24 protein-coding genes and 1 pseudogene are annotated in these 25,483 nt (G+C 73.6%); 13 read left to right on the top strand and 12 right to left on the bottom strand.

The features are described 5' to 3' along the window. Positions 1-34 precede the first annotated feature (34 nt). On the bottom strand, positions 35-475 hold the full coding sequence (locus ACIRRH_RS13120) for a DUF523 domain-containing protein (RefSeq protein WP_403066046.1): 441 nt from the start codon (positions 473-475) through the stop codon (positions 35-37). A gap of 131 nt (positions 476-606) precedes the next feature. Here ACIRRH_RS13120 and hemG point away from each other — a divergent pair, with 131 nt between their 5' ends. Further along, positions 607-2,037, top strand: coding sequence for a protoporphyrinogen oxidase (gene hemG / locus ACIRRH_RS13115; RefSeq protein ID WP_403066044.1), 1,431 nt, complete (start codon positions 607-609; stop codon positions 2,035-2,037). Beyond that, positions 2,034-2,753: a hydrogen peroxide-dependent heme synthase gene (gene hemQ, locus ACIRRH_RS13110; protein WP_403066042.1), complete on the top strand. Its 720-nt coding sequence runs from the start codon at positions 2,034-2,036 to the stop codon at positions 2,751-2,753. Before hemG ends, hemQ begins: the two co-directional genes overlap by 4 nt. Before the next feature lie 385 nt (positions 2,754-3,138). On the opposite strand, the gene ACIRRH_RS13105 is transcribed toward hemQ, so the two are convergent. From ACIRRH_RS13105 to ACIRRH_RS13085, 5 genes and pseudogenes are all read right to left on the bottom strand, one after another. Next, positions 3,139-3,366 (bottom strand): hypothetical protein, encoded by a 228-nt coding sequence (locus ACIRRH_RS13105; protein WP_403066040.1) that lies wholly within the window; start codon positions 3,364-3,366, stop codon positions 3,139-3,141. 58 nt (positions 3,367-3,424) lie between these two features. Next, positions 3,425-4,207, bottom strand: coding sequence for a TIGR04222 domain-containing membrane protein (locus ACIRRH_RS13100; protein ID WP_403066038.1), 783 nt, complete (start codon positions 4,205-4,207; stop codon positions 3,425-3,427). Positions 4,208-4,296: 89 nt separating this feature from the next. After that, positions 4,297-5,319, bottom strand: a complete 1,023-nt coding sequence (locus ACIRRH_RS13095; protein WP_403066275.1) for a TIGR04222 domain-containing membrane protein — start codon at positions 5,317-5,319, stop codon at positions 4,297-4,299. Positions 5,320-5,414: 95 nt separating this feature from the next. Beyond that, entirely contained in the window at positions 5,415-6,497 is a 1,083-nt protein-coding gene (locus ACIRRH_RS13090; RefSeq protein ID WP_403066036.1) for a TIGR04222 domain-containing membrane protein, read from the bottom strand. A gap of 29 nt (positions 6,498-6,526) precedes the next feature. Then, positions 6,527-7,866: pseudogene (locus ACIRRH_RS13085) on the bottom strand (DUF692 domain-containing protein). A 267-nt stretch (positions 7,867-8,133) separates the two neighbouring features. Between ACIRRH_RS13085 and ACIRRH_RS13080 the strand changes: the two are divergent. The 7 genes from ACIRRH_RS13080 (at position 8,134) to ACIRRH_RS13050 (ending at position 15,030) form a co-directional block, all read left to right on the top strand. Then, entirely contained in the window at positions 8,134-9,090 is a 957-nt protein-coding gene (locus tag ACIRRH_RS13080; RefSeq protein WP_403066034.1) for a GNAT family N-acetyltransferase, read from the top strand. Positions 9,091-9,328: 238 nt separating this feature from the next. Beyond that, positions 9,329-10,339, top strand: coding sequence for an MBL fold metallo-hydrolase (locus tag ACIRRH_RS13075; RefSeq protein ID WP_403066032.1), 1,011 nt, complete (start codon positions 9,329-9,331; stop codon positions 10,337-10,339). Positions 10,340-10,511: 172 nt separating this feature from the next. Continuing rightward, on the top strand, positions 10,512-12,404 hold the full coding sequence (locus ACIRRH_RS13070) for an ATP-binding protein (protein ID WP_403066030.1): 1,893 nt from the start codon (positions 10,512-10,514) through the stop codon (positions 12,402-12,404). Then, the gene (locus tag ACIRRH_RS13065; RefSeq protein ID WP_403066028.1) at positions 12,401-12,832 is read left to right on the top strand and encodes a roadblock/LC7 domain-containing protein; all 432 of its coding nucleotides are present in this window, start codon (positions 12,401-12,403) and stop codon (positions 12,830-12,832) included. The genes ACIRRH_RS13070 and ACIRRH_RS13065 overlap by 4 nt, the downstream gene beginning before the upstream one ends. Beyond that, positions 12,829-13,182, top strand: coding sequence for a DUF742 domain-containing protein (locus ACIRRH_RS13060; RefSeq protein ID WP_403066026.1), 354 nt, complete (start codon positions 12,829-12,831; stop codon positions 13,180-13,182). The genes ACIRRH_RS13065 and ACIRRH_RS13060 overlap by 4 nt, the downstream gene beginning before the upstream one ends. A 100-nt stretch (positions 13,183-13,282) precedes the next feature. After that, positions 13,283-13,840, top strand: a complete 558-nt coding sequence (locus ACIRRH_RS13055; RefSeq protein ID WP_403066273.1) for a GTP-binding protein — start codon at positions 13,283-13,285, stop codon at positions 13,838-13,840. Next, positions 13,837-15,030 (top strand): cytochrome P450, encoded by a 1,194-nt coding sequence (locus ACIRRH_RS13050; RefSeq protein WP_403066024.1) that lies wholly within the window; start codon positions 13,837-13,839, stop codon positions 15,028-15,030. The genes ACIRRH_RS13055 and ACIRRH_RS13050 overlap by 4 nt, the downstream gene beginning before the upstream one ends. A gap of 48 nt (positions 15,031-15,078) precedes the next feature. Here the strand turns inward: ACIRRH_RS13050 and msrB are convergent, their stop codons facing one another. From msrB to ACIRRH_RS13030, 4 genes are all read right to left on the bottom strand, one after another. Further along, the gene (gene msrB, locus ACIRRH_RS13045; protein ID WP_403066022.1) at positions 15,079-15,483 is read right to left on the bottom strand and encodes a peptide-methionine (R)-S-oxide reductase MsrB; all 405 of its coding nucleotides are present in this window, start codon (positions 15,481-15,483) and stop codon (positions 15,079-15,081) included. 31 nt (positions 15,484-15,514) lie between these two features. Next, positions 15,515-16,945, bottom strand: a complete 1,431-nt coding sequence (murC, locus tag ACIRRH_RS13040) for a UDP-N-acetylmuramate--L-alanine ligase (RefSeq protein WP_403066020.1) — start codon at positions 16,943-16,945, stop codon at positions 15,515-15,517. Positions 16,946-17,056: 111 nt separating this feature from the next. Continuing rightward, a complete protein-coding gene (locus tag ACIRRH_RS13035) occupies positions 17,057-17,518 on the bottom strand; it encodes an indole-3-glycerol phosphate synthase (protein WP_224275336.1) in 462 nt (153 codons plus the stop codon). Between the two features lie 51 nt (positions 17,519-17,569). Then, entirely contained in the window at positions 17,570-18,361 is a 792-nt protein-coding gene (locus tag ACIRRH_RS13030) for a pyrimidine reductase family protein (protein ID WP_403066017.1), read from the bottom strand. A 70-nt stretch (positions 18,362-18,431) separates the two neighbouring features. On the opposite strand from ACIRRH_RS13030, the gene zapE reads away from it, so the two are divergent. From zapE to ACIRRH_RS13010, 4 genes are all read left to right on the top strand, one after another. Continuing rightward, positions 18,432-19,514, top strand: a complete 1,083-nt coding sequence (zapE, locus tag ACIRRH_RS13025; RefSeq protein ID WP_403066014.1) for a cell division protein ZapE — start codon at positions 18,432-18,434, stop codon at positions 19,512-19,514. A 216-nt stretch (positions 19,515-19,730) separates the two neighbouring features. Continuing rightward, complete coding sequence (uvrB, locus tag ACIRRH_RS13020) at positions 19,731-21,821, top strand: excinuclease ABC subunit UvrB (protein WP_403066011.1); 2,091 nt, start codon at positions 19,731-19,733, stop codon at positions 21,819-21,821. A 266-nt stretch (positions 21,822-22,087) separates the two neighbouring features. After that, entirely contained in the window at positions 22,088-22,666 is a 579-nt protein-coding gene (locus ACIRRH_RS13015; RefSeq protein WP_403066009.1) for a TerD family protein, read from the top strand. Between the two features lie 191 nt (positions 22,667-22,857). Next, positions 22,858-23,835, top strand: a complete 978-nt coding sequence (locus tag ACIRRH_RS13010) for a TerC family protein (protein ID WP_403066006.1) — start codon at positions 22,858-22,860, stop codon at positions 23,833-23,835. Positions 23,836-23,916: 81 nt separating this feature from the next. Here the strand turns inward: ACIRRH_RS13010 and ACIRRH_RS13005 are convergent, their stop codons facing one another. Together ACIRRH_RS13005 and ACIRRH_RS13000 are read right to left on the bottom strand one after the other, a co-directional pair. Beyond that, positions 23,917-24,570 carry an MBL fold metallo-hydrolase gene (locus ACIRRH_RS13005; RefSeq protein ID WP_403066003.1) on the bottom strand — a complete coding sequence of 218 codons (654 nt, stop codon included), beginning with the start codon at positions 24,568-24,570 and terminating at the stop codon, positions 23,917-23,919. Positions 24,571-24,615: 45 nt separating this feature from the next. Then, positions 24,616-25,356 (bottom strand): maleylpyruvate isomerase family mycothiol-dependent enzyme, encoded by a 741-nt coding sequence (locus ACIRRH_RS13000; protein ID WP_403066000.1) that lies wholly within the window; start codon positions 25,354-25,356, stop codon positions 24,616-24,618. Positions 25,357-25,483 lie beyond the last annotated feature (127 nt).

The following is a 25,483-nucleotide window of genomic DNA, read 5'->3' as shown; positions in this document are numbered from 1 at the left end:
CCCCGGGTGGCGGGCCTCCGGCTCCGGGGGCCCGCTATCCGGCCGTGACCTCGATCCCGGCCCGGCGCAGAAGCGCCGCCGTCACCCCGTCACCGGGGCGCAGCTCCCCGGTGAACGTCCCGTCGTACACCTGCCCGCAGCCGCAGGACGGGCTGCGCGCCATCAGCACCGCCCGACCCGCCCCCGCCTCCTCGGCGGCGGCGAGCGCCGCGCGGGCGCCGGCCAGGAACTCCGCGGTGCAGTCCGCCCCGGTCGCGTCCACCACCCGGGCCCGCCCGTCCAGCACGTCCGCGCCGTCCCCGCCCACGATCTCCGCCGGCGGCCGCGGCGTCGGCAACCCGCCGGCCCCCTCCGGGCACACCACCACGGCCCGCCCCTCCTTGACCAGCCGCACGGCGTCGTCGGAGGTCTTCGCCCGCCCGTCGTACCGACAGGGAATTCCGGCCAGACACGCACTCACCACGATCGGTTCCACAGCACACACCCTAAGGGGCGGCTCTCCGGCTCCCCGGACTCGCCGTCTCGGGGCGCCGTTCCCGATCGCGATCGACCTCGGGCGTGCAGGGGATTGAGGGTCCGGCGTAAGGACCTGCGAGACTGCGGAGCATGTCGGATGCACAGGTCGTCGTCGTCGGTGGTGGGATCGCGGGGCTGGCTGCGGCCGCCTTCCTGAGTGGGGCGGCCGGAGGGCCGGCGCGGGCGCGGGTGACGGTGCTGGAGGCGTCCGGGCGGGTCGGCGGGAAGCTGTGGGGCGGGGAGGTCGGCGGGGTCCGGGTGGACCTCGGGGCCGAGTCGGTGCTGGCCCGGCGGCCGGAGGCGGTGGAGCTGGCCCGGGCGGTCGGCCTGGCGCAGGAACTGGAGCCGCCGACCACCGCGAAGGCCGCGATCTGGACCCGCGGCGCGCTGCGGCCGCTGCCCGGCGGGCAGGTGATGGGCGTCCCCGGTGACCTGGAGGCGCTGGCCGCCTCCGGGGTGCTGACCGCCGAGGGGCTGGAGCGGGCCCGGCACGAGCAGCCCACCGAGGTCGGCGAGGACGTCGAGATCGGCCGCTACGTCGCCGACCGGCTCGGCCGGGAGGTGGTGGACCGGCTGGTCGAGCCGCTGCTCGGCGGCGTCTACGCCGGCCGCGCCGACGAGATCTCGCTGCGCGCCGCCGTACCGCAGCTGCTGTCGATCGCGCGCGGCGGCGGCTCGCTGGTCGAGGGCGTGCACGAGCTGGCCTCCCGGCCGAAGGTGGCCGGCGCCCCCGTGTTCCAGGGCCTGCGCGGAGGCCTCGGCACCCTGCCCGGCGCGGTCGCCGAGGCCTGCGTCGAGGCGGGGGTGGACCTGCGCACCGACGCCCCGGTGGACGAGCTGCGCCGTACCCCCGACGGCTGGCGGGTGGTGACCGGCGGGCAGGTACTGCACGCGGACGCCGTGGTGCTGGCCGTCCCGGCCCCCGCCGCGGCCCGGCTGCTGCGCGAGGACGTCCCGGCGGCCGCCACCGAGCTGGACGCCGTCGAGTACGCGGGCATGGCCCTGGTGACCCTGGCCTTCCGCCGCGCCGACCTGGCCCGGCTGCCGAGCGGCAGCGGCTTCCTGGTGCCGCCGGTGGACGGGCGGCGGATCAAGGCCTCGACCTTCTCCTCCAACAAGTGGGGCTGGCTGGAGCGCTCTGCGCCGGACGCGTTCCTGCTGCGCACCTCGCTGGGCCGGTACCGCGAGGAGGAGGTGCTGGGGCTGGCGGACGAGGAGCTGGTGGCGCGGTCGCTGGCGGACCTCGAGGAGGCGATCGGGCTGACCGCCCGGCCGTACGACACCTTCGTGTCCCGCTTCGCGGCCGGTCTGCCGCAGTACCCGGTGGGGCACCTGGACCGGGTGGCCCGGGTGCGGGCCGCAGCGGCACGGGTGGGTGCGCTGGCGCTGTGCGGCGCCGCGTACGACGGGGTGGGCATTCCGGCGTGCATCGGATCGGCGGCTGCCGCCGCGGCGGCCGTCGACAGACTGTTGACCCCGGCGACGGGGGAAGGTTCCACGGAGAGGACAATGGACGCATGACTGAGAGTGTTGAGCGGGAGCAGCAGCCCGAGAAGAAGAAGGCGCGCGACCTGAACCAGGTCATCCGCTACACCATGTGGTCGGTGTTCAAGCTCAAGGGCGCCCTGCCCGAGGACCGCACCGCCCTGACCGCCGAGGTGGACGAGCTGTTCGCCCAGCTGGCCGCCAAGGACGTGACCGTGCGCGGCACGTACGACGTCTCCGGTCTGCGCGCCGACGCCGACATCCTGGTCTGGTGGCACGCCGCCGACTCGGACGACCTCCAGGAGGCGTACAACCGCTTCCGCCGCACCGGCCTCGGCCGACTGCTGGAGCCGGTCTGGTCGAACATGGCGCTGCACCGCCCGGCCGAGTTCAACAAGTCGCACATCCCGGCCTTCCTCGCCGACGAGCGCCCGCGCGACTACGTCTGCGTGTACCCGTTCGTCCGCTCCTACGAGTGGTACCTGCTGCCGGACGCCGAGCGGCGCGCGATGCTCGCCGAGCACGGTCAGATGGCCCGCGGCTACCCCGACGTGCGGGCCAACACGGTGGCCTCGTTCGCGCTCGGCGACTACGAGTGGCTGCTCGCCTTCGAGGCGGACGAGCTGCACCGGATCGTCGACCTGATGCGCGACCTGCGCCCCTCCCGGGCCCGGCTGCACGTCCGCGAGGAGGTGCCGTTCTTCACCGGCCGCCGCAAGCCGGTCAGCGAGCTGCTGAACGGCCTGGTCTGAGCGACCGCTGACCTCGCCGAGGCCGGTTCCCCGCGTACGGGGAGCCGGCCTCCGGCTTGCTAGGGCCGCGGCCCGGCGAACTCGCGCAGCACGTCTGTGTAGTGGGTGCCGAGGTCGACCCGGGTGACGTCGAGGAGTCGGCACCTGGTCGGCTTCGGATACCACTGGGCCTCCGGGTCGACCTCGTGCAGCCGCAGCGAGCGGGGGCGCAGCTCGGTGACCGTACCGACCCGGCAGACGTCCGGATCGATTCTCTCGGTGTGCAGGTTGATCAGGCCGTACGCCGCGGAGGCGGCGGCGATCAGGCCGGAATGGTCGTCCAGCGGCAGCTCAGTGCGGGGCGGCGGGACCGGCCACAGACCGCGGCCGCGCAGCGACCGTGCCGTCAGGCTCTCCTCCCCGCCCGGTCGCGGATCTTGTGCAGCGTGCAGGTGTGGACGGCCGTCCAGCCGTCGAGGCGGTGGTCGACGCAGTTGGCGAGCAGGGTCCAGACCGGGCCGGTGCCGAGGACGAAGCCCTCCAGCCGGTCGGCGCCGGGGATCGTGCGGCGCAGCCGGACCAGCCGTCCTTCGGCCTGGGCGCGGTCGAGTACGGCGTGGTCCTGTTTGTCCATGGAAGGAAGTCTGCCCTGGTCACAGGGGTGCACGCAGCCGGTTTTCGACTGTGGTGTCTCAGCTCCGGTGCGGGCGCAGCGCGGCGCGGAGCCGGGCGTCGGGCAGGACGGCCGGGCCGTTCATGGCGACGGCGGTGAGCAGTTCGCGCTCCTCGTCGTCGGTCAGGCCGCGCTGGCGGGCCGGGCGGACCTCGCGCAGCACCTCCTGGCCGATCGGCGAGGCCCAGCGGGTGTACGGGTAGACGTCGACCCGGGCCATCAGCAGGGTGCCCGAGGTGAGCACCAGCGGCAGCGAGAACCAGGCGATCGGGGCGACGGTGTCACCGCCGGTGAAGCCGCTGAGGGACAGCGAGGCGGCCAGCAGGACCAGCGACAGCAGCAGCGCGTGCCGGACCTGCCGGATCACCACCACGGTGTTGCGCTGTACCAGGGCCGGGGTGGCCAGGCCCGCCAGGGTGAGCCGGGCGCCGATCTCCAGCACGGTGGGGTGCTCGGCCATCGCCCGGCGCAGCTCGTCCGTCCGGCACTGGCCCTCGGGACCGACCGTGGCGATGACGGCCCGCTCCAGACGGCTGCGGCCCTTGGGGTCGACGACGGTGGTCCAGCCGGTGTGCGCCAGGTGCAGCCGTCCGCGGCCGGCCATCAGGACGAGGGCGAGTTCGACCACCCGGTCCGGGCCCCCGGCCAGATAGGCGGTCTCGTACAGGCCGATGCCGACGGCTTCGGGGGGCCGCAGGCCGTTCTGGTCGGCCAGGGCGTCGGCGGTGGCGGTCATCCGGACCAGCCGGAGGCAGGACAGGACCGCCGCGACGCATGCCGGTACGAGGAACAGCAACCACATGGGCTTGTTGTATGCCTGTGTCGACGGCGCGCGGGACGTCTTCCCGGTCCGCGATACCGAACTGTGACGTCCGGCGGGTGCCGCCGGAGTCAGGATCCGCCGCCGCAGCCCGATCCGCAGCTGGATCCGCAGCCGGAGGAGTGCGACGAGCCACAGCCGGAGGAGTGTGAGGAGCCGCAGCTGGACGAACCGCAGCCGGAGAAGCCGGAGGAGCCGGAGGAACACGACGAGGACGAGGAGGAGGACGACGAGGACGGCGACGAGGACGGCGACCCGGACGCGGACGACGCGGCGGTTCCGGCGGCGGTCGCGTGCCGGACGGTCGCCTCCTGGGCCGCCGCGGCCAGCATCGCGGCCTCCAGTTCCGGGTTCTCCAGCCCGGCGGCGGCCGGACCGGCGAGCGCGAGCGCGCCGAGCAGCGCCCCACCGGCCGACTGGGGCGGTACGCCGTGCTCGGGCGTCCACGGCGTGTTCCGCAGCAGGGAGAGCTGGCGCCGTCCGGCCGGCGTGATCCGCTTCTTCGACGGCCAGGCGGCGAGCATCGTGACCAAGCCCCCGGCCGCCAGCAGGCCCGGGACCCAGAGGTTCGGGCGGTCGTGACCGGCGGCGCCGTCATCGAGCAGTTCGGCGGCCACGGCGGAGGCCGCCACGAGGAGCAGCGCGAGCAGGAGCCGCCGACGTGCGACGGAGACCCGCCACCGCCACGCGAAGGGATACACCAGGGCCTGCGCCTCGAGTCGGTGGCTGATGTCCAGGACGGCGGCGGAGCGCTTCACCGCGTAGCGCAGCGGGGCGATCTCGCGGCTCCCGGTCGGGCCGACGGCGTCCCGGATCGCCCGGTCGACGGCGTCGTACGGCTTGGCGCCGGTGAGCGTGACCAGGCCGGAGCGGCTGACCACGGCCCGCTCGGTCAGGTGCATCCGGAGCAGGGCGGTGTCGAACACCCGGCCCTCCCCGCCGGCCAGGAACGCGGCGTCGAGCAGCGGCAGGCCGCGGCCGGGCAGGCTCTTGGCGAAACGGAACCGGCCGATGTGGTGGCGGGTCCAGACGGCGTACAGGGCGGCGGCCGCCAGCGGGACGGCCGGGACGATGAAGTAGCTGTCGTGCCACATGGGCGGTTCCCTCCGGAGTGGTGGTGGGGCGTCAGGGCGAGTCGGCGGCGGGCGGCGCAGGGCCCGGTGCGGGCGCGCGAGCCGGCCGGGGAGCCTCAGGAGCCGCAGCTGCTCCCGCCGCCGCAGCTGGAGGAGGACGAGCCGCAGGAGGAGGACGAGGAGCCGCAGCTGGAGGAGGACGAGCCGCAGGAGGAGGACGAGGAGCCGCAGCTGGACGAGGACGACCCGCAGCTGGAGGAGGACGAGGAGCCGCAGCCGGACGAGGACGACCCGCACCAAGCGGCGGAGCCGCCGTCCGAACCGGAGGAGCAGGAGGAGGACGGCGAGGACGACGAGGACGAGGACGAGGACGAAGAGGACAGCGGGGACGCGGCGGCCTGCCGGACGACCTCGTCCTCGGCCGACGCGGCCAGCATCGCGGCCTGCAGCTCCTGGTCCTCCATCCCCGCCGCCGCCAGCCCGCCGAGCGCGAGCGCGCCCAGCAGCGCGCCACCGGCCAGCCGGGGCGGCATCCCGGCGTTGGGCGTCCACGGCCGGCCCTGCATCAGGGAGAGTTGGCGCTGCCCGGCCGGGGTGATCCGGCTCCTGACCGGCGGGGTGGCGAGCAGCGTGACGAAGCCGACGAGGAGCAGGGTGCCCGGCACCCAGAGGTTCGGGCGCTCGCGGCCGGCGACGCCGTCGTCCAGCAGCTTGGCGGCCACGGCCGAGGCCGCCACGAGGAGCAGCGCGAGCCAGAGCAGCCGACGGGCGGTGCGGGCCCGTCGCAACCGCTCGGGGCGGCGCATCAGGCCCCGGTCGGCGAGCCGGTCGCCGATCTCCTGGACGGCGGCGGAACGCATCACCGCATGGCGCAGCGGGCCGATCTCGCGGCTCCCGGCCGGGCCGACGGCGTCCTGGACCGCCTGGTCGACGGCGTCGTACGGCTTGGCGCCGGTGAGCGTGACCAGGCCGGAGCGGCTGACCACGGCCCGCTCGGTCAGGTGCATCCGGACCAGGGCGGTGTCGAACACCCGCCCCGGCCCGCCGGACAGGAACGCGGTGTCGAGCAGCGGCAGGCCGCGGCCGGGCAGGCCCTTGGCGTACCGGACCTGGCCGATGCGCTGCCGGGTCTGGCCGGCGTACAGGGCGGCGGCCGCCAACAGGACGGCCGGGACGATGAAGTAGCTGTTGTGCCACATGGGCGGTTCCCCCGGGTGGTGATGGTGCGTCAGGGCCCTGCGGTGGGCGTCGGCGGCCGGCGGCGCAGGGCCCGGCGCAGGCGCGCGAGCGGGCCGGGCGGCCGTACGGGGGCCGGGTGGAGCCACTGCTCCAGGGCCCGGCGGTGGTCGGCGGCGAGCGGGCCGCCGTCGGTGAGCACCCACTGCGCGAAGGCCCGGGCGTCGGCGCGGTAGCCGCCGGTCTGCGGGTGGGAGCGGGCGTAGCCGAGGAAGAGCGGCCGGTACCGCTCCCCGAGGATGCGGGGCAGGTTCGGGGCCACCTTGGCGGTGGTGTCCCGCCGCTTGGCGGCCAGGCCGGTGGACTGGGCGCGGACCTGGCGCTCGTCGAAGCCGGGCGGGACGGGGCCGCCGGCCACCAGGGCGGTCAGCAGCTCTTCCTGACGCCGGGCCAGGCGCTGCCGGGCGGCGGCGAGGTCCTGGTCGGTGGCATCGGCGTTCTGTGGCGCGGTCTTCGTCAGGTCGGTCATCGCCGGGTGCTCCCCTCCAGCACCCGGCGGATGGCGTCCAGTTCGCCGGCCAGCTCGCTGGGCGGCGGGAAGTCGGCGTCCCGCTCCAGCAGGACCCCGGGCGGGGCGACCCGCGCGCACAGTTCGGCCAGCACTTCCAGCACCGGTTCGGTGACGGGGTGGGCGTGGGTGTCGTGCCAGACGCCGTCGACCAGGGTGCCGCCCGCGACGTGGACGTAGGCGAGCGCCTCCAGCGGCAGGCGGTCGAGCTCGGCGGCCGGGTCGATGCCGAGGTTGACCCGGTTGGTGTGCAGGTTGGCGACGTCGACCAGCAGTCGGACGCCGGTGCGGCCGACCAGCTCGGCGAGGAACTGCCCTTCGGTGAACTCGTCGTCCGGCCAGGCGAGTTGGGTGGCGATGTTCTCCAGGGCGAGCGGCACCGGCAGCTGGTCCTGGGCGATCCGGACGTTCTCGGCGATCACCCGCAGCGAGTCCCGGGTGCGGGGGACGGGCAGCAGGTGGCCGGCCTCCAGGCCGCCGGCCCGGACGAACGCCAGGTGCTCGGTGACCAGCGGGGAGCCGAGCGCCAGCGCGGCCTCGGCGAGCCGGGCGAGGCGGTCGGGGTCGGGCAGGTCGGCGCCGCCGAGGCCGAGGCCGACGCCGTGCGGGACGACGGTGACCCCGCGTTCGCGCAGCACGGTCAGGGAGTCGGGCAGGTGGTCGGCGCAGATGTTCTCGGCGACCACCTCGACCCAGTCCAGGCCGGGCTGGCGCTCGACGACGGTGTCGATCTCGCTGCGCCAGCCGAGGCCGACGCCCAGGCGGGGCGCGGCTGAACGGTCGGCGGTTTCTCGGGGCGCGGTGTCCAGGGCAGGGGAAGTCATCGGTTCGCCCCCTTCGGAGGGCCGGGTGGGAGGGCCGTCGACCGGTGCGGGCGTCGTCGCCGGAACCGTGCGGCCGTGCTGCTGAGAATGTCCCCGGGCGGGGTGGCTGCCAAGCCTCACCCGGTCTTCTCAGAGCATTATTTGAGCATGTTCTTCCGGTGGTGAGGGACCCCGGTCCCGACCCCGGGCCGTCCCCGCAGGCGGGGTGACCTTGCGGCGGGAAAATCGGAGGCGTCGGGCGGGCGGGCGAGGCTAGCGTGGGCATCCATGACTTCTTCGCCTTCCTCCTCCTTGACGATCCGTGACTTCCGCCCGGAGGACGCCGTGGCCGTGGCCGCGGCCCACCGGGCCGGGCGCGAGCACCTGGTGCTCTCCGCCGAGACCCTGGTCTGGCTGAACGCCCAGCTCAGCTCCGAGGAGCACTTCCGCACCTTCGTCGCCGAGCTGGACGGCCGGGTGGTCGGCGCGGTGCGCTGCGGGGTGGTGCTCGGGACGACGACCACGGGCGTCGGCTACGCCAACGGCAGTGTGCTGCCCGGGTTCCGGCGGCGCGGCGCGGCCACCGCGCTGCTGGCCGCGGCCGAACGGCACCTGGCCGGGCACGGGGTGACCGAGGTGCACACCTGGCTGGACGACGAGCCCGCCTCGCTGGCCTTCGGCGCCGCCCAGGACTACCGGCTCGGGCGCACCATGCAGTTCGCCGGACGGGACCTGACGCTGCCGCTGCCGCCCGCGCCCGTACTGCCGGCCGGGGTCGAACTGCGCCCGGCCGCCGACTGGGCGGCCGACCCGAACCCGGTGTTCCTGGTCGAGGCGGACGCCATCCCGGACGAGCCCGGCGAAGTGCCGATGGACGCCCTGAAGTACGAGGACTGGCTGCGCGACGACTGGGCCCGGCCGGACCGGGACCTGGCGCTGAGCGTCGTCGCCGTGGTGGACGGCCGGCCGGCCGCGTTCAGCATGGCGCAGACCGACGGGGTGGACCGCTACTGGTCCGCGTTCACCGCCTGCCGCCGGGAGGTCCGCGGCCGGGGGCTGACCAAGTCGGCCAAGCTGGAGTCGCTGCGGCTCGCCGCGGCGGCGGGCCACCGGCACGCGTACACCAGCAACGACACGACCAACGGGCCGATGCTGGCGATCAACGCATGGCTGGGCTACGAGCGCTGCGCGGGGGAGCGCAAGGGGATCAAGCAGCTGAAGCAGCCCTCGGCGCGCGTGCTCTGACGCCGCGGTCCGGCCGGCGGCGGGTGCGTGTGCGATCGATGCCGTCGCCGAGGGGCCGGTGCTGGTCCGAGGGGTGGAGCGGGTGCTTCCGCGGGGTTCCGGGCCGGGCTACTTCGGCCAGATGTGGTCCAGACCATGCGGGACGAATCGGGACAGCCCGGGTTGCTCCGGACGCGAAGTGGCTTGAACCGACATGGTCTTGCTCCACTTCTGACACAGCATGGGCATAATCGCGCACATGACGATCAGCCGTGCGAACGTGAGCGCGATTGCCGAGGACCTGTACGTATGGCTCCCGCCGAAGCGGGGGTGGGGCCTGGCCAACTGCGGGCTGCTGGCCTCGGAGACCACCGCGCTCTGGATCGACACGCCGTACGACCCCTCGATGGCCGGGGAGTTCCTCGCCGCGAGCCGGCGGCTGCTGCCGGACGGGGTCGGGATCGACCGGGTGGTCGTCACCCACGCCAACGGGGACCACCTGTGGGGCGCCGGGGTGCTGCCGGACGCCGAGGTGATCGCCACCCGCGAGGCACTGGAGCACATCCACTGGGAGCCCAGCCCGCAGCAGCAGCACGCGCTGGTCGTCAACAGCGACCCGGACTCGGTGCTCGGCGGCTACCTGAAGGAGCACTTCGGGCGGTTCGACTGGTCGGACACCGAGCCGGTGCGCCCCGACACCGTCTTCACCGGCGAGCTGGAGCTGACCGTCGGCCGCTACCCGGTGCGGATCACCAGCCTGCCCGCCGCCCACACCGGCGGCGACCTGATGGTCCACCTCCCGCACCAGCGCGCGGTGTTCACCGGCGACGTGATCTTCTCCTCGACGCCCGAGCAGCCCGGCGACCACCCCTCGCACTGGGCCGGACCGCTGGAGAACATCATCGGCGCCTGCGAACAGGCCCTGGCCACCGGCGCGGAGATCTTCGTGCCCGGCCACGGCCCGGTGCTCGACCGCGACGGCGTCCGGGAGCACATCGGCTACCTCGCCTACGTCCGCGAGCGCGCCCACGCCCTGCACGCGGCCGGGATACCCGCTCTGGACGCCGCCCGACGGGTGATCGCCGAGCAGCGCTACCCCGAGCTCGGCCTGCCCGAGCGGCTGGTGCTCACCGTCGCGGCCGAATACCGGCACCTGGACGGCTCGGCGGCCCCGGGCGTCCTGGAAGCCATGGGCCAGGTCGCCCTGGTGGCCCGGGAACTGGCCGAGGACGACGTCCGCTCCCCGCGCCCGCGTACCGCCCGGAACTGACCCCGCCCGGGACCGCTCCCGCCCGGGACCGCTCCCGCCCGGGACCGCTCCCGCCCGGGACCGCTCCCGCCCGGGACCGACCCCGCCCGGGCGCCCCACCCGCGCCGCGCCCCCTCCCGACAGGCCCGGCCGAACCACCCGATCCAACCCGCAAGCACCCCCGAGGACTTCGATGACGCAGATCGCGCTGATCGTCCTGGCGCTGGTCGCCGCCGTGGCCGCGGCCGTGCTCGCCCGCGGCCGGGCCGGGGCCGTCGCCCGGGCGGTGGCCGCCGAGACCGCGCTCGGCCGGGGCGAGGAGCGCGCCCGGGCCGCCGAGGGGGCGCTCGCCCGCGTCGAGCAGCAGCAGCGCGAGGCGCAGGAGACCGCCCGGCGCTCCGCGGAGGACGCCCGGCGGGCGGAGGAGCGCACCCGGGCCGCCGAGGACAGCGTCCGCGAGGCGCAGGAGGCGGCCCGGCAGGCGCAGGACACCGTCCGGGACGCCGTCCAGCAGGGCGACGCCGCGACCGCCCGGGCCGAACAGGCCGACCGCGCGCTCGCCGCCGCAGAGGCGCGCGCCGCCGCGCTGCTCGCCGAGATCGGCCACCTCGCCCAGGAGCGGGTCGCCGCCACCGCCGTGCGGCTCACCCACAGCAACGCCCCGCTGGTCGGCCCGCTGGACCCGCAGGCCGTCGGCCCCGAGGCGGTCCGGGCACTTCAGGCCGTCCTGGACGCCGCCCAGGCCGCCCTCGCCGACGAGCGCGAGCGGGTGGACGCCGCCGCCCGCGCCGCCATGCGCGGCGCCACCTCCCGGATCCAGACCCTGCTGTACCAGATCCAGAGCCTGGTCCAGCAGCTCCAGCACGAGAACGACGACCCCCGGCTGCTGGAGGTCGACTTCCGCAACGAGGTCGCGCTGCGCCGGATCCAGACCGTCGCGGTGCTCTGCGAGGCCTGGCCGGGCCTGGCCCGCACCGACTCGCCGCTCGCCGAGGTGGTCGTCGGCGCGCTCTCCCGGGTGCCCGGCTACGCCCGGATCAAGGTCGCCAACCACCTGCGCGAGCAGCGCCTCGCCGTGGTCGCCCGGGCCGCCGAGCCGATCGCCGTCACCCTCGCCGAGCTGCTCGCCAACGCCACCGCCTACTCCCACCCGGAGACGGACGTCCCGGTCACCGTCCAGCAGGGCGGCCGCGGCGCGCTGGTGATCATCGACGACAGTGGCATCGGCATGGACGAGGACCAGCTGCGCCGGGCCCGCCGGCTGCTGGCCGGCCCGCCGGACATGCTGCTCACCGAGCTCGGCAACCCGCCCAAGACCGGCTTCGCGGTGATCGGCAAGCTGGCCCGCCAGTACGGCTTCTCCTGCCACGTCGAGCCCTCGCCGTACGGCGGCATGCGGACCATCCTGCGCATCCCGGCCGCGCTGGTGACCGTGGTGGACGACGAGCGGCCGCTGTCGGTGCTCACCCCGCTGCCGCTGCGGGGCGGCGCCGGCCCGGCCCCGGCGCCCACCGTCGCGGCCGTCCCGCCGATGCGCGACGCGGACGAGCAGGACGGTCCGCAGCTCGCCGACCGCCACAACCGGCCGGGCCCGCACCCGGCCCCGGCCATCCGGGTGGTGCCCGACCCGGTCGCGGACGGCCCGGCAGAGGACGACGCGCCAGAGGGCGGCCCCGCGGCCGGCGTGTCAGGCGCGTCAGGTGCGCCCGCGACGGACACACCCGCAGCGGACGCACCTGCGGCCGACGACGGCATCGGCCTGCCCACCCGGCGCCGCCGCCGTCCGCTGGCTGCCGCGAAGCCGGCCACCGCGAAGCCCGCCCCCGCCCCCGTGGCCGCACGCACCCCCGAGCAGGCCGCCGCCCACTGGCAGGCGTTGCAGCGGGGCACCGACTCCGGCCGGGCCGCCGTGGCCCGGGCCGTCCGCGAGGAGGCCGCCGGTGCCGCACCCGGCCGGGCCGCCCCCGGAGACAGCGACGGCACCACCGGCACGACGAACACCACCAGCACCCCCGGCGGCACCACCGCCGGCCGCGACCCCGGTGACCAGAGCACCGGTCCGACCTCAGAAGGAGCCGAGCAGTGAGCAGCACGCCCAGCCCGACCGCCACCGACGAGATCTCGTGGGTGCTGACCCCGCTGCTGGAGCTGCCGGGGGTGCTGCACGCGGTCATCGCCACCGGGGACGGCCTGGTCGAGGGCGCCTCGGGCGGCCTGGACCGCGCCTCGGCCGAGCGGGTCGCCGCGATGACCGCCACCGTGCACGCCGCCGCCCGGGCCTTCACCACCGCGTTCACCGACGCCGAGCGGCCCCGGCTGGCCCAGACCGTGGTGGAGTCCGACCTCGGCTACGCCATCGTGGTGCCCGCCGGGGAGAACACCTCGCTCGCCGTGTTCACCTCGCCGGACGCCCAGCTCGGCAACGTGGCCTACCAGATGCAGGTGCAGGTCGCCGCCCTGGGTCGCGCGCTCGCGAGCCCGACCCGGCGGCAGGACGACGACGGCCGGTCATGACCGCCGCCCCCCGCAGGCGGATGGTGCCCGCCTATCTGGCCACCGGCGGCCGCAGCAGCCCCGGCACCAAGGGCTTCGAGCGGCTGACCGTGCTGTTCGCCGACCGCGCCGACCCGCCGGCCGCGCTGGAACCCGAACACCGCCGGCTCTGGGACCTGCTGCGCCCCGGCGCGCTGACCGTGGTGGAGGCCGCCGCGCACCTGCGCCTGCCGGTCAGCGCCACCGTCTTCCTCGCGGCCGACCTGGTCGAGGCGGGCTGCCTGCACGCCCGCGCGCCGATCCCGCGCGCCCAGCAGACCGACCGCTCCATCGTCGAGAGGCTCCTCGTTGGACTCCGTGCGCTCCGCTGACCCGGCCGGCCGGCCGGACCCGGAAGACCAGACGATCCGGCCCGGAGGGGCGGATCAGCCGGGTCGGGTGGGCTACCTGCCCGACCAGGACCAGACGCTGATGAAGCTGGTGGTGGCCGGCCCGTTCGGGGTCGGCAAGACCACCCTCATCCGCACCCTCTCCGAGATCGCCACCCTGCACACCGAGGAGGCGATGACCGAGACCGGCCGCCCGGTGGACGACCTGGCCGGCCTGCCCGAGAAGACCACCACCACCGTCGCCGTCGACTTCGGCCGGCTCACCCTGCCCGGCAACGTCGTGCTCTACATGTTCGGCACCCCCGGACAGCGCCGCTTCTTCCCGCTCTGGCAGGACATCGCCCGCGGCGCCCTGGGCGCGCTGGTGCTCGCCGACACCCGCCGGCTGGCCGACTCCTTCGAGATCATGGACATGGTCGAGGAGCAGGGCCTGCCGTACGCCGTCGCGGTCAACCGCTTCCCCGACGCACCGGACCACCCGGTCGAGGTGCTGCGCACCCACCTGGACCTGCACCCCGCCACCCCGCTGCTGCTCTGCGACGCCCGTGAGCGCGACAGCAGCCTGGACGCACTGATCGCGCTGGCCGAGCACATCCTGGACGCCCTGCCCGCCGCCCCCGCCACCCCGGAGCAGCCGTGACCGTCGAGTCCCGACCGACCCCGATCCACGGCCCGGTCTTCGCCGCCGATCCCAAGCTGGTCTACGAGCGGCTGCGGCGGCACGGCCCGGTCGCCCCGGTGGAGATCGCGCCCGGCGTCCAGGCCCTGCTGGTCACCGACTACCAGGCCGCGCTGGACCTGCTGCGCGACACCGACACCTTCTCCAAGGACTCCCGGGCCTGGCAGCGAACCATCCCGCCGGACTCCCCGCTGATGCCGATGCTCGGCTACCGTCCGACCGCCATGTTCAGCGACGGCGAGACGCACGCGCGCTACCGGGCGGTGATCACCGACGCCCTCGCGCTGTTCGAACCGCACCGGCTCCAGCGGCAGGTCGCCGAGACCGCGCACCGGCTGATCGACCGCTTCGCCGGTGCCGGGCACGCCGACCTGATCGCCGAGTACGCCCGCCGGCTGCCCGCCTTCGTGCTCACCACCTGGTTCGGCGTGCCGCAGGAGCAGCGCGCCGAGGTGGTGGACTCGATCACCGGCCTGATCGAGTCCACCGCGCAGGCGGGCGCCTCGTACGGGAAGCTCCTGGCGGTGGTCACCGCGATGGTCGCCGAGCGCCGCGAGCGCCCCCGGCACGACCTGGCCTCCTGGTACGTCACCCACCCGGTCGGGCTGGACGACGACGAGGTGATCCGGCAGATCACCCTGACCCTGATCGCCGGGCACGAGCCGACCACCAACCTGATCGGCAACGCCCTGCTGCGCCTGCTCACCGACGCCCGCTACGCCGGCTCGCTGTTCGGCGGCGCGATGACCGCCCACCAGGCGATCGACGAGGTGCTCTGGCACGAGCCGCCGATGGCCAACCTCTCGGCCCACTACCCGCGGTACGACATCACCTTCCACGGCCGGGAGATCAAGGCGGGGTCGCTGGTCCTGGTCTCGTACGCGGCCGCCAACTCCCAGGCCGCGCCGCCCACCGGGGACGGCGGGCTGCGCAGCGGCGAGAGCGCCCACCTGGCCTGGGCGGCCGGCCCGCACGCCTGCCCGGCCAGGGACCCGGCCCTGCTGATCGCGATCACCGCCGTCGAGCAGCTGGGCAGCCGCCTCAGTGACCTCGAACTGTCGACCCCCGCCGAGGAGTTGCTCTGGCGCCCGGGCCCGTTCCACCGCGCCCTGATGCACCTGCCGGTCCGCTTCGAACCGGTCGCGGGATGACGAGGAGGCCCGGACACCGCACGGTGACCGGGCCTCCTGGCGGTCGTCCTATCCGGCCGGCTTCAGCGTCAGCGAGACGCTGTTGATGCAGTACCGGAGGTCGGTCGGAGTGCCGTAGCCCTCCCCCTCGAAGACGTGCCCGAGGTGCCCGCCGCACTTCGCGCAGCGAACCTCGACACGTCGCATGCCGAGGCTGTTGTCCTCCAGCAGCTCCACGGCGTCGGAGTTGCGCGCATCGTAGAAGGACGGCCAGCCGCAGTGGCTGTCGAACTTGGTCTCGGAGGTGAACAGCTCGGCCCCGCAGGCCCGGCAGCCGTAGACGCCGACCGTCTTGGTGTCGGTGTACTCACCGGTGAACGGGCGCTCGGTGCCCGCCTCACGGAGTACGTGGTACTCCTCGGGGCTGAGCTGGGCGCGCCACTCGGCCTCGGTCTTCTCGATCTCGTAGCTCATCACGGGCTCCCGGTCGCGGTGTACGTACGGGTCAGACGTTGGAAGCAACGTTCGCGAGGTGGGCCAGGCCTCCCCCGAGGTGGTCCAGGATGGCCGGCCCGAGGTTGGTGACGTCCCCGGCGCCCATGGTGAGCAGCAGGTCGCCGGGACGGGCGAGGCCGGCCAGCAGGGCGGGGGCGGCGGCGAAGGAGTGCTCGGCGGTGACCTCGGCGCCGGCCCGGCGGGCGGCGTCGATGATCAGCTCGCTGGTCACACCGGGGATCGGGTCCTCGCGGGCCGGGTAGATGTCCAGCACCACCGAGGCGTCGGCCAGCGCCAGGGCCCGGCCCATCTCCTCGGAGAGCTGCTGGGTGCGGCTGAACAGGTGCGGCTGGAAGACCACCAGCACCCGGCCCTCGCCGGTCAGGCCCTCGCGGATCGCCTCCAGGTCGGCGGTCATCTCGGTGGGGTGGTGGGCGTAGGAGTCGATCACCTGGACCCCGCCGGCCTCGCCCTTGAGCTGGAGGCGGCGGCGCACGCCGGTGTAGGCGCCGAGCGCCTTGGCCAGGTCGGCGGCCGGGACGCCCAGCGCGACGCCGGCGGCCAGCGCGGCCACCGCGTTGTGGGCGTAGTGCCGGCCGGGCACCGAGACGGTGAAGGCCAGCTCGGCGCCGTCCAGCAGTACCGTGACCTCGCTGGTCATGCCGTGGGCGACCACCGACAGCACCCGCAGGTCGGCGTCCTCGGCGGCGCCGACCGTCACCACGTTCAGGCCCTCGCGGCCGGCCACCCGGGAGGTGAGCTCGCGGGCGCCGTCGTGGTCGGCCGAGACCACCAGGGTGCCGCCGGGGACGATCCGGCCGACGAAGGTCTCGAAGGACTCGTAGATCTCCTCGATCGAGGCGTAGTTGGCGTGGTGGTCCAGTTCCACGTTGAGCACGATCGCCACCTCGGGCGCGTACTTGTGGAAGCTGCGGTCGCTCTCGTCCGCCTCGGCGACGAAGATCTCGCCGGTGCCGTGGTGGGCGTTGGAGCCGGGCGCGTCGAGGTCGCCGCCGATCGCGTAGGAGGGGTCCAGGCCCAGCTCGCCGAGGGCGACGGCGAGCATGCTGGTGGTGGTGGTCTTGCCGTGGGTGCCGGCCACCGCCAGCGCCCGGCGGCCGCCCATCAGTGCGGCCAGCGCGTCGGAGCGGTGCACCACCGGGATGCCGCGCTCGTCGGCGGCCACCAGCTCCGGGTTGTCCGCGCGGATCGCGCTGGAGACGACCACGCTGCTGGTGCCGTCCGGCACGTGCTCGGCGGCGTGGCCGACGTGCACGGTGGCGCCGAGGGCGCGCAGCGCGAGGACGGTCTCGGACTCCTTGGAGTCGCTGCCGGAGACGCTGGCCCCGCGTACGGCGAGGATCTTCGCCAGGCCGGACATCCCGGCGCCGCCGATGCCGATGAAGTGCGGGGCGTGCAGGTCGTGCGCGGCGTCGTTCAAGGCGTGGCTCCGTACGGGCGGGGGCAGACAGGTCGGGCGGACGGGACGGGAAGACGGAATCGTCCTCGCGGGCGGACCGCAAGGACGATTCTGCACCACCGGCGCGCCGGGCTAGGAGTCGCTGGCGAACAGCCTGAGCACCGGGACCCCTACCTTGTGCCGGGCCTGGGAGGCCCAGTCGCGATGGAAGAACTCCTCGACGAAGTGCGGTGAGGTGAGCACCACCACCTCGTCCGCCCGGTGTTCCTCGACGACCGCGCGCAGCCGCTCCAGCGGCTTCTCCTCGACCAGCTCGCCCACCGCCTCGGTCCCGGCCGAGCGCAGGTGGCGCAGGCTGTGCTCCAGCGACTCGGTGGCCACGGTCGGCCCGCTCTCGGACTCGTCGTGCTCGTGCACCACCTTGTCGAGGTGGCCGAGGGCGACGTCGTCGAGCGCTCGCAGCAGTTCGTCCTGCTTGCCGCGCGGCTGCATCAGGACGACGAAGGACACCTCCTCCTCGCCGTGGAGCGTGGTGACGAGCTCCACGTCCGCGTCGGAGAGAGCCTTTTCGATCATCAGTACCGTCTTGAACACGTGAATCCCTTCCAGTGGCCGGCCCCCGGGCCCCGGCATCGCATAACGGGATCACGATCGGGGGGTCACGGGGTCATCCGAACCCGGGTAACGCAGGTAGCGGGTGAAGAGGAATCCTTTCTGCTCGATCAATGAGACCAGCCGCATCCGCTGCACGTCCGGCATTTGCGCATCGTGGAGGATGCGCGGTGCGTCGCCCCCGGTGAGCAGCGGCGCCAGCGACAGGCACAGCTCGTCCAGCAGGCCGGCCGCCGCGATCTGCCCCAGCAGGCGCGGGCCGCCCTCGGTCAGCAGCCGGGTCCAGCCCCGTTCGGCCAGGGCCGCCACGCCCGCCCGCAGGTCCACCGAACCGGTGCCGGCGAGCACCAGGTCGGCCACCTCGGCGACCGCCCGGCGGCGCTCCGCGGGGGCGTCCCCGGTGGTGATCACCACCGTCCTCACCAGCGGTTCGGTGAACAGCGGCGCGGTCAGGTCCAGCTGCAGCGAGCGGCTCACCACGGCGATCGCCGGGGCGGGCGCCTGCCCCGCCGCGGCGCGGGCCGCCGCGAACTCCCTGCGCGCCCGGGCCGGACGGTAGCCCTCGGCGCGGACCGTCTCCGCGCCCACCAGTACCACGTCCGACAGCGCCCGCAGCACCCCGAAGATCCGCTTGTCGGCGTCGCCGGAGAGCCCCTCGGACAGCCCGTCCAGCCTGGCCCCGCCGTCCAGGCCGGACACCATGTTGGCGCGCAGCCAGGGGCGCCCCTGATTCACCTGTTCGGGGTACGCGTAGAGGGCGGCGAGCGATTCCAGCGCGGCGGGATCGGCAAGCGTCGCGCTCAGCGGGCTGATCAACTGTTGCATGTCCCCAGTCTTCCACCGTGGACCGTGGGTCGTTCGGACGGCGTACAGGGCAGGCGTACCCTCTACTGATGTGCCCGCAGCCTCCCACCCCGCCGCCGCGACCGAGCCGATAGCCGCCGCACACGCGTCCGGCTCCCCGATCGCGCTCACCGACCGCCGCCCCGTCGTGCCCGCCGAGCGGCTGGTCGCCGAGATGGTCCCGCCGCCCCGGTTCGCCGACGTGAGCTTCGGGACGTACATCCCGGACCCGACCCAGCCGAGCCAGTACGAGGCCGTCCAGGTCCTGGAGCAGTTCGCGGCCACCCTTGTCGGGGGAAACGGTTCCGCGCCCAAGCGCAGCTGGTTCCGCCGCTCCGCCCCCGCGCCCACCGGCCCGGCCGGGGTCTACCTCGACGGCGGCTACGGCGTCGGCAAGACCCACCTGCTCGCCTCGCTCTGGCACGCCGCCCCCGGCCCCAAGGCCTTCGGCACCTTCGTCGAACTGACCAACCTGGTCGGCGCGCTCGGCTTCCAGCAGGCCGTGCAGACCCTCTCCGGGCACAAGCTGCTCTGCATCGACGAGTTCGAGCTGGACGACCCGGGCGACACCGTGCTGGTCTCCACCCTGCTCGGCCGGCTGGTCGACAACGGGGTGAAGCTGTGCGCCACCTCGAACACCCTGCCGGAGAAGCTCGGCGAGGGCCGCTTCGCCGCCGCCGACTTCCTGCGCGAGATCCAGGGCCTGTCGTCGCACTTCCGCCCGATGCGGATCGACGGCCAGGACTACCGCCACCGCGGCCTGCCGGACGCCCCGCCGCCGTACTCCGACGAGGCCGTCGAGGCCGCCGCGGCCCGCATCCCCGGCGCCGCGCTGGACGACTTCGACGCCCTGCTCGCCCACCTGTCCGCCGTCCACCCCAGCCGCTACGGCGCGCTGCTGGACGACGTCACCGCGGTCTGCCTGCGCGGCGTCAAGCAGGTCGACGACCAGTCCACCGCGCTGCGCCTGGTCGTGCTGGCCGACCGGATGTACGACCGCGAGCTGCCGATCACCGCCTCCGGCCTGCCCTTCGACCAGGTGTTCCCGGAGGAGATGCTGCGCGGCGGCTACCGCAAGAAGTACCTGCGCGCCATCTCCCGCCTGGTCGCCCTCGCCCGGGACAGCGCCGCGTAGACCGGGCCGGACGAGGAGACCGTCGAGAGCATCGAGGGTCGAGGGCATCGAGCAGAGCGGGGTCGATCCGACGCTGCCGCTGATCGAGCGCCCGGCCGCCGCCTTCGACCCCGCCGTGCGGATCGACCCCGCCCGGGAGCCCGCCATGAGGTTCGAGGCGCACGCGGCCTGACCGATTCCGTCCCGCCTGTCAGTGGTGGGTCGTACCGTTGAGTGGTGCGTCCCATCACGAGTATTGAGCGGTCCGTGGCGCCCTTCGAGGTCGTCAGCCCCTTCCAGCCGAACGGCGACCAGCCGGCGGCGATCGCCGAGCTGGAGCGGCGGATCAGGGGAGGGGAGAAGGACGTCGTGCTGCTCGGTGCCACGGGCACCGGCAAGTCCGCCACCACGGCCTGGATGATCGAGAAACTGCAGCGGCCCACCCTGGTGATGGCGCCGAACAAGACGCTGGCCGCGCAGCTGGCCAACGAGTTCCGCGAGCTGCTGCCGAACAACGCGGTCGAGTACTTCGTCTCGTACTACGACTACTACCAGCCCGAGGCGTACGTCCCGCAGACGGACACCTACATCGAGAAGGACTCCTCGATCAACGAGGAGGTCGAACGGCTGCGCCACTCGGCGACCAACTCGCTGCTCACCCGCCGGGACGTGGTCGTGGTCGCCTCGGTCTCCTGCATCTACGGGCTCGGCACCCCGCAGGAGTACGTGGACCGGATGGTGCCGCTCAAGGTCGGCCAGGAGATCGACCGGGACGACCTGCTGCGCCGCTTCGTCGACATCCAGTACGCCCGCAACGACGTGGCCTTCAGCCGCGGCACCTTCCGGGTCCGCGGCGACACCATCGAGATCTTCCCGGTCTACGAGGAGCTCGCCGTCCGGATCGAGATGTTCGGCGACGAGATCGAGGCGCTGTACACCCTGCACCCGCTCACCGGCGAGATCATCAGCCAGGACGACTCCGTCTACGTCTTCCCCGCCTCGCACTACGTGGCCGGCCCCGAGCGCATGGAGCGCGCGGTCAACGGCATCGAGACGGAGCTGGCGCAGACGCTCGCCCGGCTGGAGAAGCAGGGCAAGCTGCTGGAGGCCCAGCGGCTGCGGATGCGCACCACCTACGACATCGAGATGCTGCGCCAGATCGGCACCTGCTCGGGCGTCGAGAACTACTCGATGCACTTCGACGGCCGTGAGCCCGGTTCCCCGCCGAACACCCTGCTCGACTACTTCCCGGAGGACTTCCTCCTGGTCATCGACGAGTCGCACGTCACCGTCCCGCAGATCGGCGCGATGTACGAGGGCGATGCCTCGCGCAAGCGCACCCTGGTCGAGCACGGCTTCCGGCTGCCCTCCGCGATGGACAACCGCCCGCTGAAGTGGGAGGAGTTCCTGGGGCGGATCGGCCAGACCGTCTACCTGTCGGCGACGCCCGGCCCCTACGAGCTGTCGCGCGGCGACGGCCAGGTCGAGCAGATCATCCGCCCGACCGGCCTGATCGACCCCGAGGTGATCGTCAAGCCGACCGAGGGCCAGATCGACGACCTGGTGCACGAGGTCCGCAAGCGGGTCGAGCGGGACGAGCGCGTCCTGGTCACCACGCTGACCAAGAAGATGGCCGAGGACCTCACCGACTACATGCTCGGCCTGGACATCCGGGTCCGGTACCTGCACAGCGACGTGGACACCCTGCGCCGGGTGGAGCTGCTGCGCGAGCTGCGGGCGGGCCGGTACGACGTGCTGGTCGGCATCAACCTGCTGCGCGAGGGCCTGGACCTGCCCGAGGTGTCGCTGGTGGCGATCCTGGACGCGGACAAGGAGGGCTTCCTGCGCTCCGGCACCTCGCTGATCCAGACGATCGGCCGCGCCGCCCGTAACGTCTCCGGCCAGGTCCACATGTACGCGGACAAGATCACCGCCGCGATGGAGAAGGCCATCGACGAGACCAACCGCCGCCGGGCCGTGCAGCAGGCCTACAACAAGGAGCACGGGATCGACCCGCAGCCGCTGCGCAAGAAGATCGGCGACATCCTGGACACCCTCGCCCGCGAGGACGTGGACACCGACGAGCTGCTCTCCACCGGCTACCGGAACCAGGGCAAGGGCAAGGCCCCGGTGCCGTCGCTGGGCGCGGAGCGCAAGCCGGCCAAGTCCCTGCCGGCCGCCGAACTGGCGGACCTGATCCAGGAGATGACCGACCGGATGCACACGGCCGCCGCCGACCTCCAGTTCGAGGTCGCGGCCCGGCTGCGCGACGAGGTCAAGGAACTGAAGAAGGAACTGCGGCAGATGCGCGAGGCCGGTGTGGCGTAGGCGTACCGGAGGGGCGCACCCGCGAGGCGACCGGGCTTGGCCGGAATGACACCGGTCAAGCCCACGGGTGTCTCAGCCTTGCCACAAACGGGGAAACCCGGGGGAGGCCAGGGTGCCGCAGGCCCTAGGCTGGCCTGCGGCATCGTGCCCTCGGGACGGGGTGGCGGGCCGTACGCAGAGGGGGCCTCAGCCGGGGGACGGCGACGGGGTGTTCCACCGTGGAGCCGCTCGGGTGTGACCGCGCGGCCGGCAGAGAGGACAACGTCGTGTCGGTGAACCTGGCCAAGGGGCAGCGGGTCAGCCTCCAGAAGGGGCAGGGCGGCGCCCTGACCGTGGTCCGGATGGGCCTCGGCTGGCAGGCCGCCCCCAAGCGCGGGCTGTTCGGCAGCCGCACCCGGAAGATCGACCTGGACGCCTCGGCGCTGCTGTACGCCGAGAGGACCCCGTCCGACGTGGTGTTCTTCTCGCACCTGGAGAGCAACGACGGCTCCGTCCGGCACACCGGCGACAACCTGGAGGGCGGCTCCGGGGCCGAGGACGACGAGGCGATCCTGGTCGACCTGGTGCACGTGCCCGTGAACATCACCCAGGTGGTGTTCACGGTGAGCTCGTACACCGGGCAGACCTTCGCCGAGGTGCAGCGGGCGCACTGCCGGCTGGTGGACGAGACCACCGGGCTGGAGCTGGCCCGCTACGAGCTGGCGGGCGGCGGGCCGCACACCGGGCAGATCATGGCCAAGGTGGTCCGGGACGGCAGCGGCGGCTGGGAGATGCAGGCGATCGGCGCGCCGGCCAAGGGGCGCACCTTCCAGGACCTGCTGCCGGCGATCGAGCCGTATCTCTGACGGTTCTTTACCTTCTTTACCTTTCCTTGCCCTCCCTGTTACTCTCGATGGCAGCGGAGGGGAGTATTCCTCGACAGCCGACCCCGTCATCACGGGTGCCCGTCGCGGCACCCCGGGGCGCTGGCCCGACGGGCGGAAGAGACCTCCGGCAGTGACGATGACTGTCTCGCCTACCTGCCGGAGGAGCAGTAGTGGACGTTTCCGTAACCATGTGGGTCACCACGATCGGTGTGCTGATCGCCCTGATCGTGGCCGACTTCTTCATCGGTGGACGCAAGCCGCACGAGGTCTCGATCAAGGAGGCCGGGATCTGGACGGTCGTCTGGGTCGTGCTGGCGCTGATCTTCGGCGGTTTCCTCTGGTGGCACTCCGGCGCCGAGCCGGCGGGTGAGTTCTTCGCGGGCTACATCACCGAGAAGTCGCTCAGTGTCGACAACCTCTTCGTGTTCATCCTGATCATGGGCAAGTTCGCCGTCCCGAAGATCTACCAGCAGCGTGTGCTGATGTTCGGTGTGATCATCGCGCTGGTGCTCCGGGCGGTGTTCATAGCCGGCGGCGCCGCGCTGGTCTCCGAGTTCTCCTGGGTGTTCTTCATCTTCGGCGGCTTCCTGATCTGGACGGCCTGGAAGCTGGTCAAGGAGGCCCGCGCCGAGGAGGAGGATGAGGAGTTCGAGGAGAACCGCCTGCTCAAGTCCATCGAGCGGCGCTTCCCGTCGACCGACAAATACCACGGCACCAAACTCTTCATCCGGGAGAACGGCCGCCGGCTGATGACCCCGATGCTGATCGTCATGCTGGCGATCGGCACCACCGACGTGCTGTTCGCGCTGGACTCGATCCCGGCCATCTTCGGCCTCACCCAGGACCCGTACATCGTCTTCACCGCCAACGCCTTCGCCCTGATGGGGCTGCGCCAGCTGTACTTCCTGATCGGCGGCCTGCTGAAGAAGCTGGTCCACCTGTCATACGGCCTGTCGGTGATCCTCGGCTTCATCGGCGTGAAGCTGGTGCTGCACGCCGCGCACGAGGCCGGCGCGACGTGGGCCCCGGAGATCGGCATCCCGTTCTCGCTGGGCTTCATCGTGGTGGTGCTGGCGATCACCACCTTCACCAGCCTGCGGGCCTCGAAGAAGGCGGAGCGCGCCGAGCGCGAGAAGCTCGACGCCTGACGCCTGACGCCTGACCCGGCACCGCCGAGACCCCCGTGACCGCTTCCGGTCGCGGGGCCTCGGCCGTTCGGCGGGGGCGGACTACCAGCCGCGTTCGCGCCACTCGTCGAGGTGCGGGCGCTCGGCGCCGAGGGTGGTGTCGTTGCCGTGGCCGGGGTAGACCCAGGCCTCGTCCGGCAGGACGTCGAAGACCTTCTCGATGACGTCCCGGTAGAGCGTGCGGAAGGCCTCCGGGTCGCCCCAGGTGTTGCCCACGCCGCCGGGGAAGAGACAGTCGCCGGTGAAGACGTGCGGGTGGCCCTGCGGGTCGTCGTAGATCAGCACGATCGCGCCCGGGGTGTGCCCGACCAGGTGCCGGACGGTGAGCTCGACGTCGCCGACCCGCAGCTTGGCGCCGTCGGCGAGCAGCAGCTCGGTGGGCACGTCGATGCCCTCGGCGTCGTGCTCACCGGCGGCGGTGCGGGCGCCGGTGGTGGCAACCACCTCGGCCAGTGCGCCCCAGTGGTCGTGGTGCCGGTGGGTGGTGACCACGGTTTCGAGGTCGTCGCCGACGGTCTCCAACAGCACCGGCGCGTCGGCGGCCGCGTCGATCAGCAGCTGCTCGTCGGTGGCCCGGCAGCGCAGCAGGTAGGCGTTGTTGTCGTACGGGCCGACGGCCACCTTGGTGATGATCAGGTGGGCCAGCTCGCGCACGTCCGGCGGCCCGCCGACCTTGACCGCTCCGTGGTACGTCATCCGTTCGCTCCCTCTCCAGTGGCTCCTGGGATCATCCTCGCGCTGTCAGCCCATCGGGGGAAGCTGGGGGAGGGCGGTGTCGGGGGTGCGGCGCAGGCCGTCCCCGGCGGACCGGCCGGAGAGCCAGGCGAGCAGGGCGCGGACCGGGCCCTCGGCGGTCGGGCCGGACCCGACCGAGGCGGCGCCGATCACGGCGCGGTCGTCGGTGTCGTCGGCGATCAGCTGGACGGCGGGCAGGTCGTCGTCGCCGGCCAGGCGGGTGGTGAGGCGGCGGAACTCGGGGAGGGCGAGTTCCTCCGGCCACTCGGCGGGGGAGTACCCGCCGTCCAGGTCGACCAGGTGGTACTCGACCTCGGCGAAGCGCTTCCAGACCAGGTCGCAGGCCGGGAAGACGGTGCCGGAGCGGTGGCGCACCTCGGCGGCCCAGTTCTCGTCGGTCATCAGCGCGGTGGCCGCGACGAAGCGCTCGTGCGACTCGCGCAGGTCGGCGAGCTGGACGTCCAGCGGGCGGCCGGCGCCGTCCTCGATGCCCTGGTCGCGGGCCTGCTCGCTGGCGTACTGCGGGATGTCGGTGCCGGTGCGGGCACCGGTCAGCAGGTTGACCAGGGAGTCGGCGTTGCGGGCGAGGTGGGCCAGCACGTGGCCGCGGGTCCAGCCGGGGAGCGCGGAGGGCTCGGCCAGGGCCTCGGGCTTCAGGGCGGAGACGGTCTCCAGCATGCGCCGGGTGCTCGCCTCGACCAGGGTCAGTAGCCGGGCGGCCTCGGCGGCGGACTGCGGGTCGGTCATCGAATCTGCCTTCTCTGCGGGACGGCGCGTTGCCCACGGGGGCTTCGCTCGTTGACCAGCCGACGCTACCGCCGAATCGGTGCCCTGAGCAGGGGGTATTTCGGTGCGGGTACGGACGGTCAGGGGG

Origin of the sequence: Kitasatospora sp. NPDC101235 (genome assembly GCF_044767505.1) — a bacterium.
In the GTDB taxonomy this organism is placed as follows: Bacteria; Actinomycetota; Actinomycetes; order Streptomycetales; family Streptomycetaceae; genus Kitasatospora.
The sequence above is the reverse complement of the archived record's forward strand: the minus strand, read 5'-3'. Positions and strand labels throughout refer to the sequence as shown.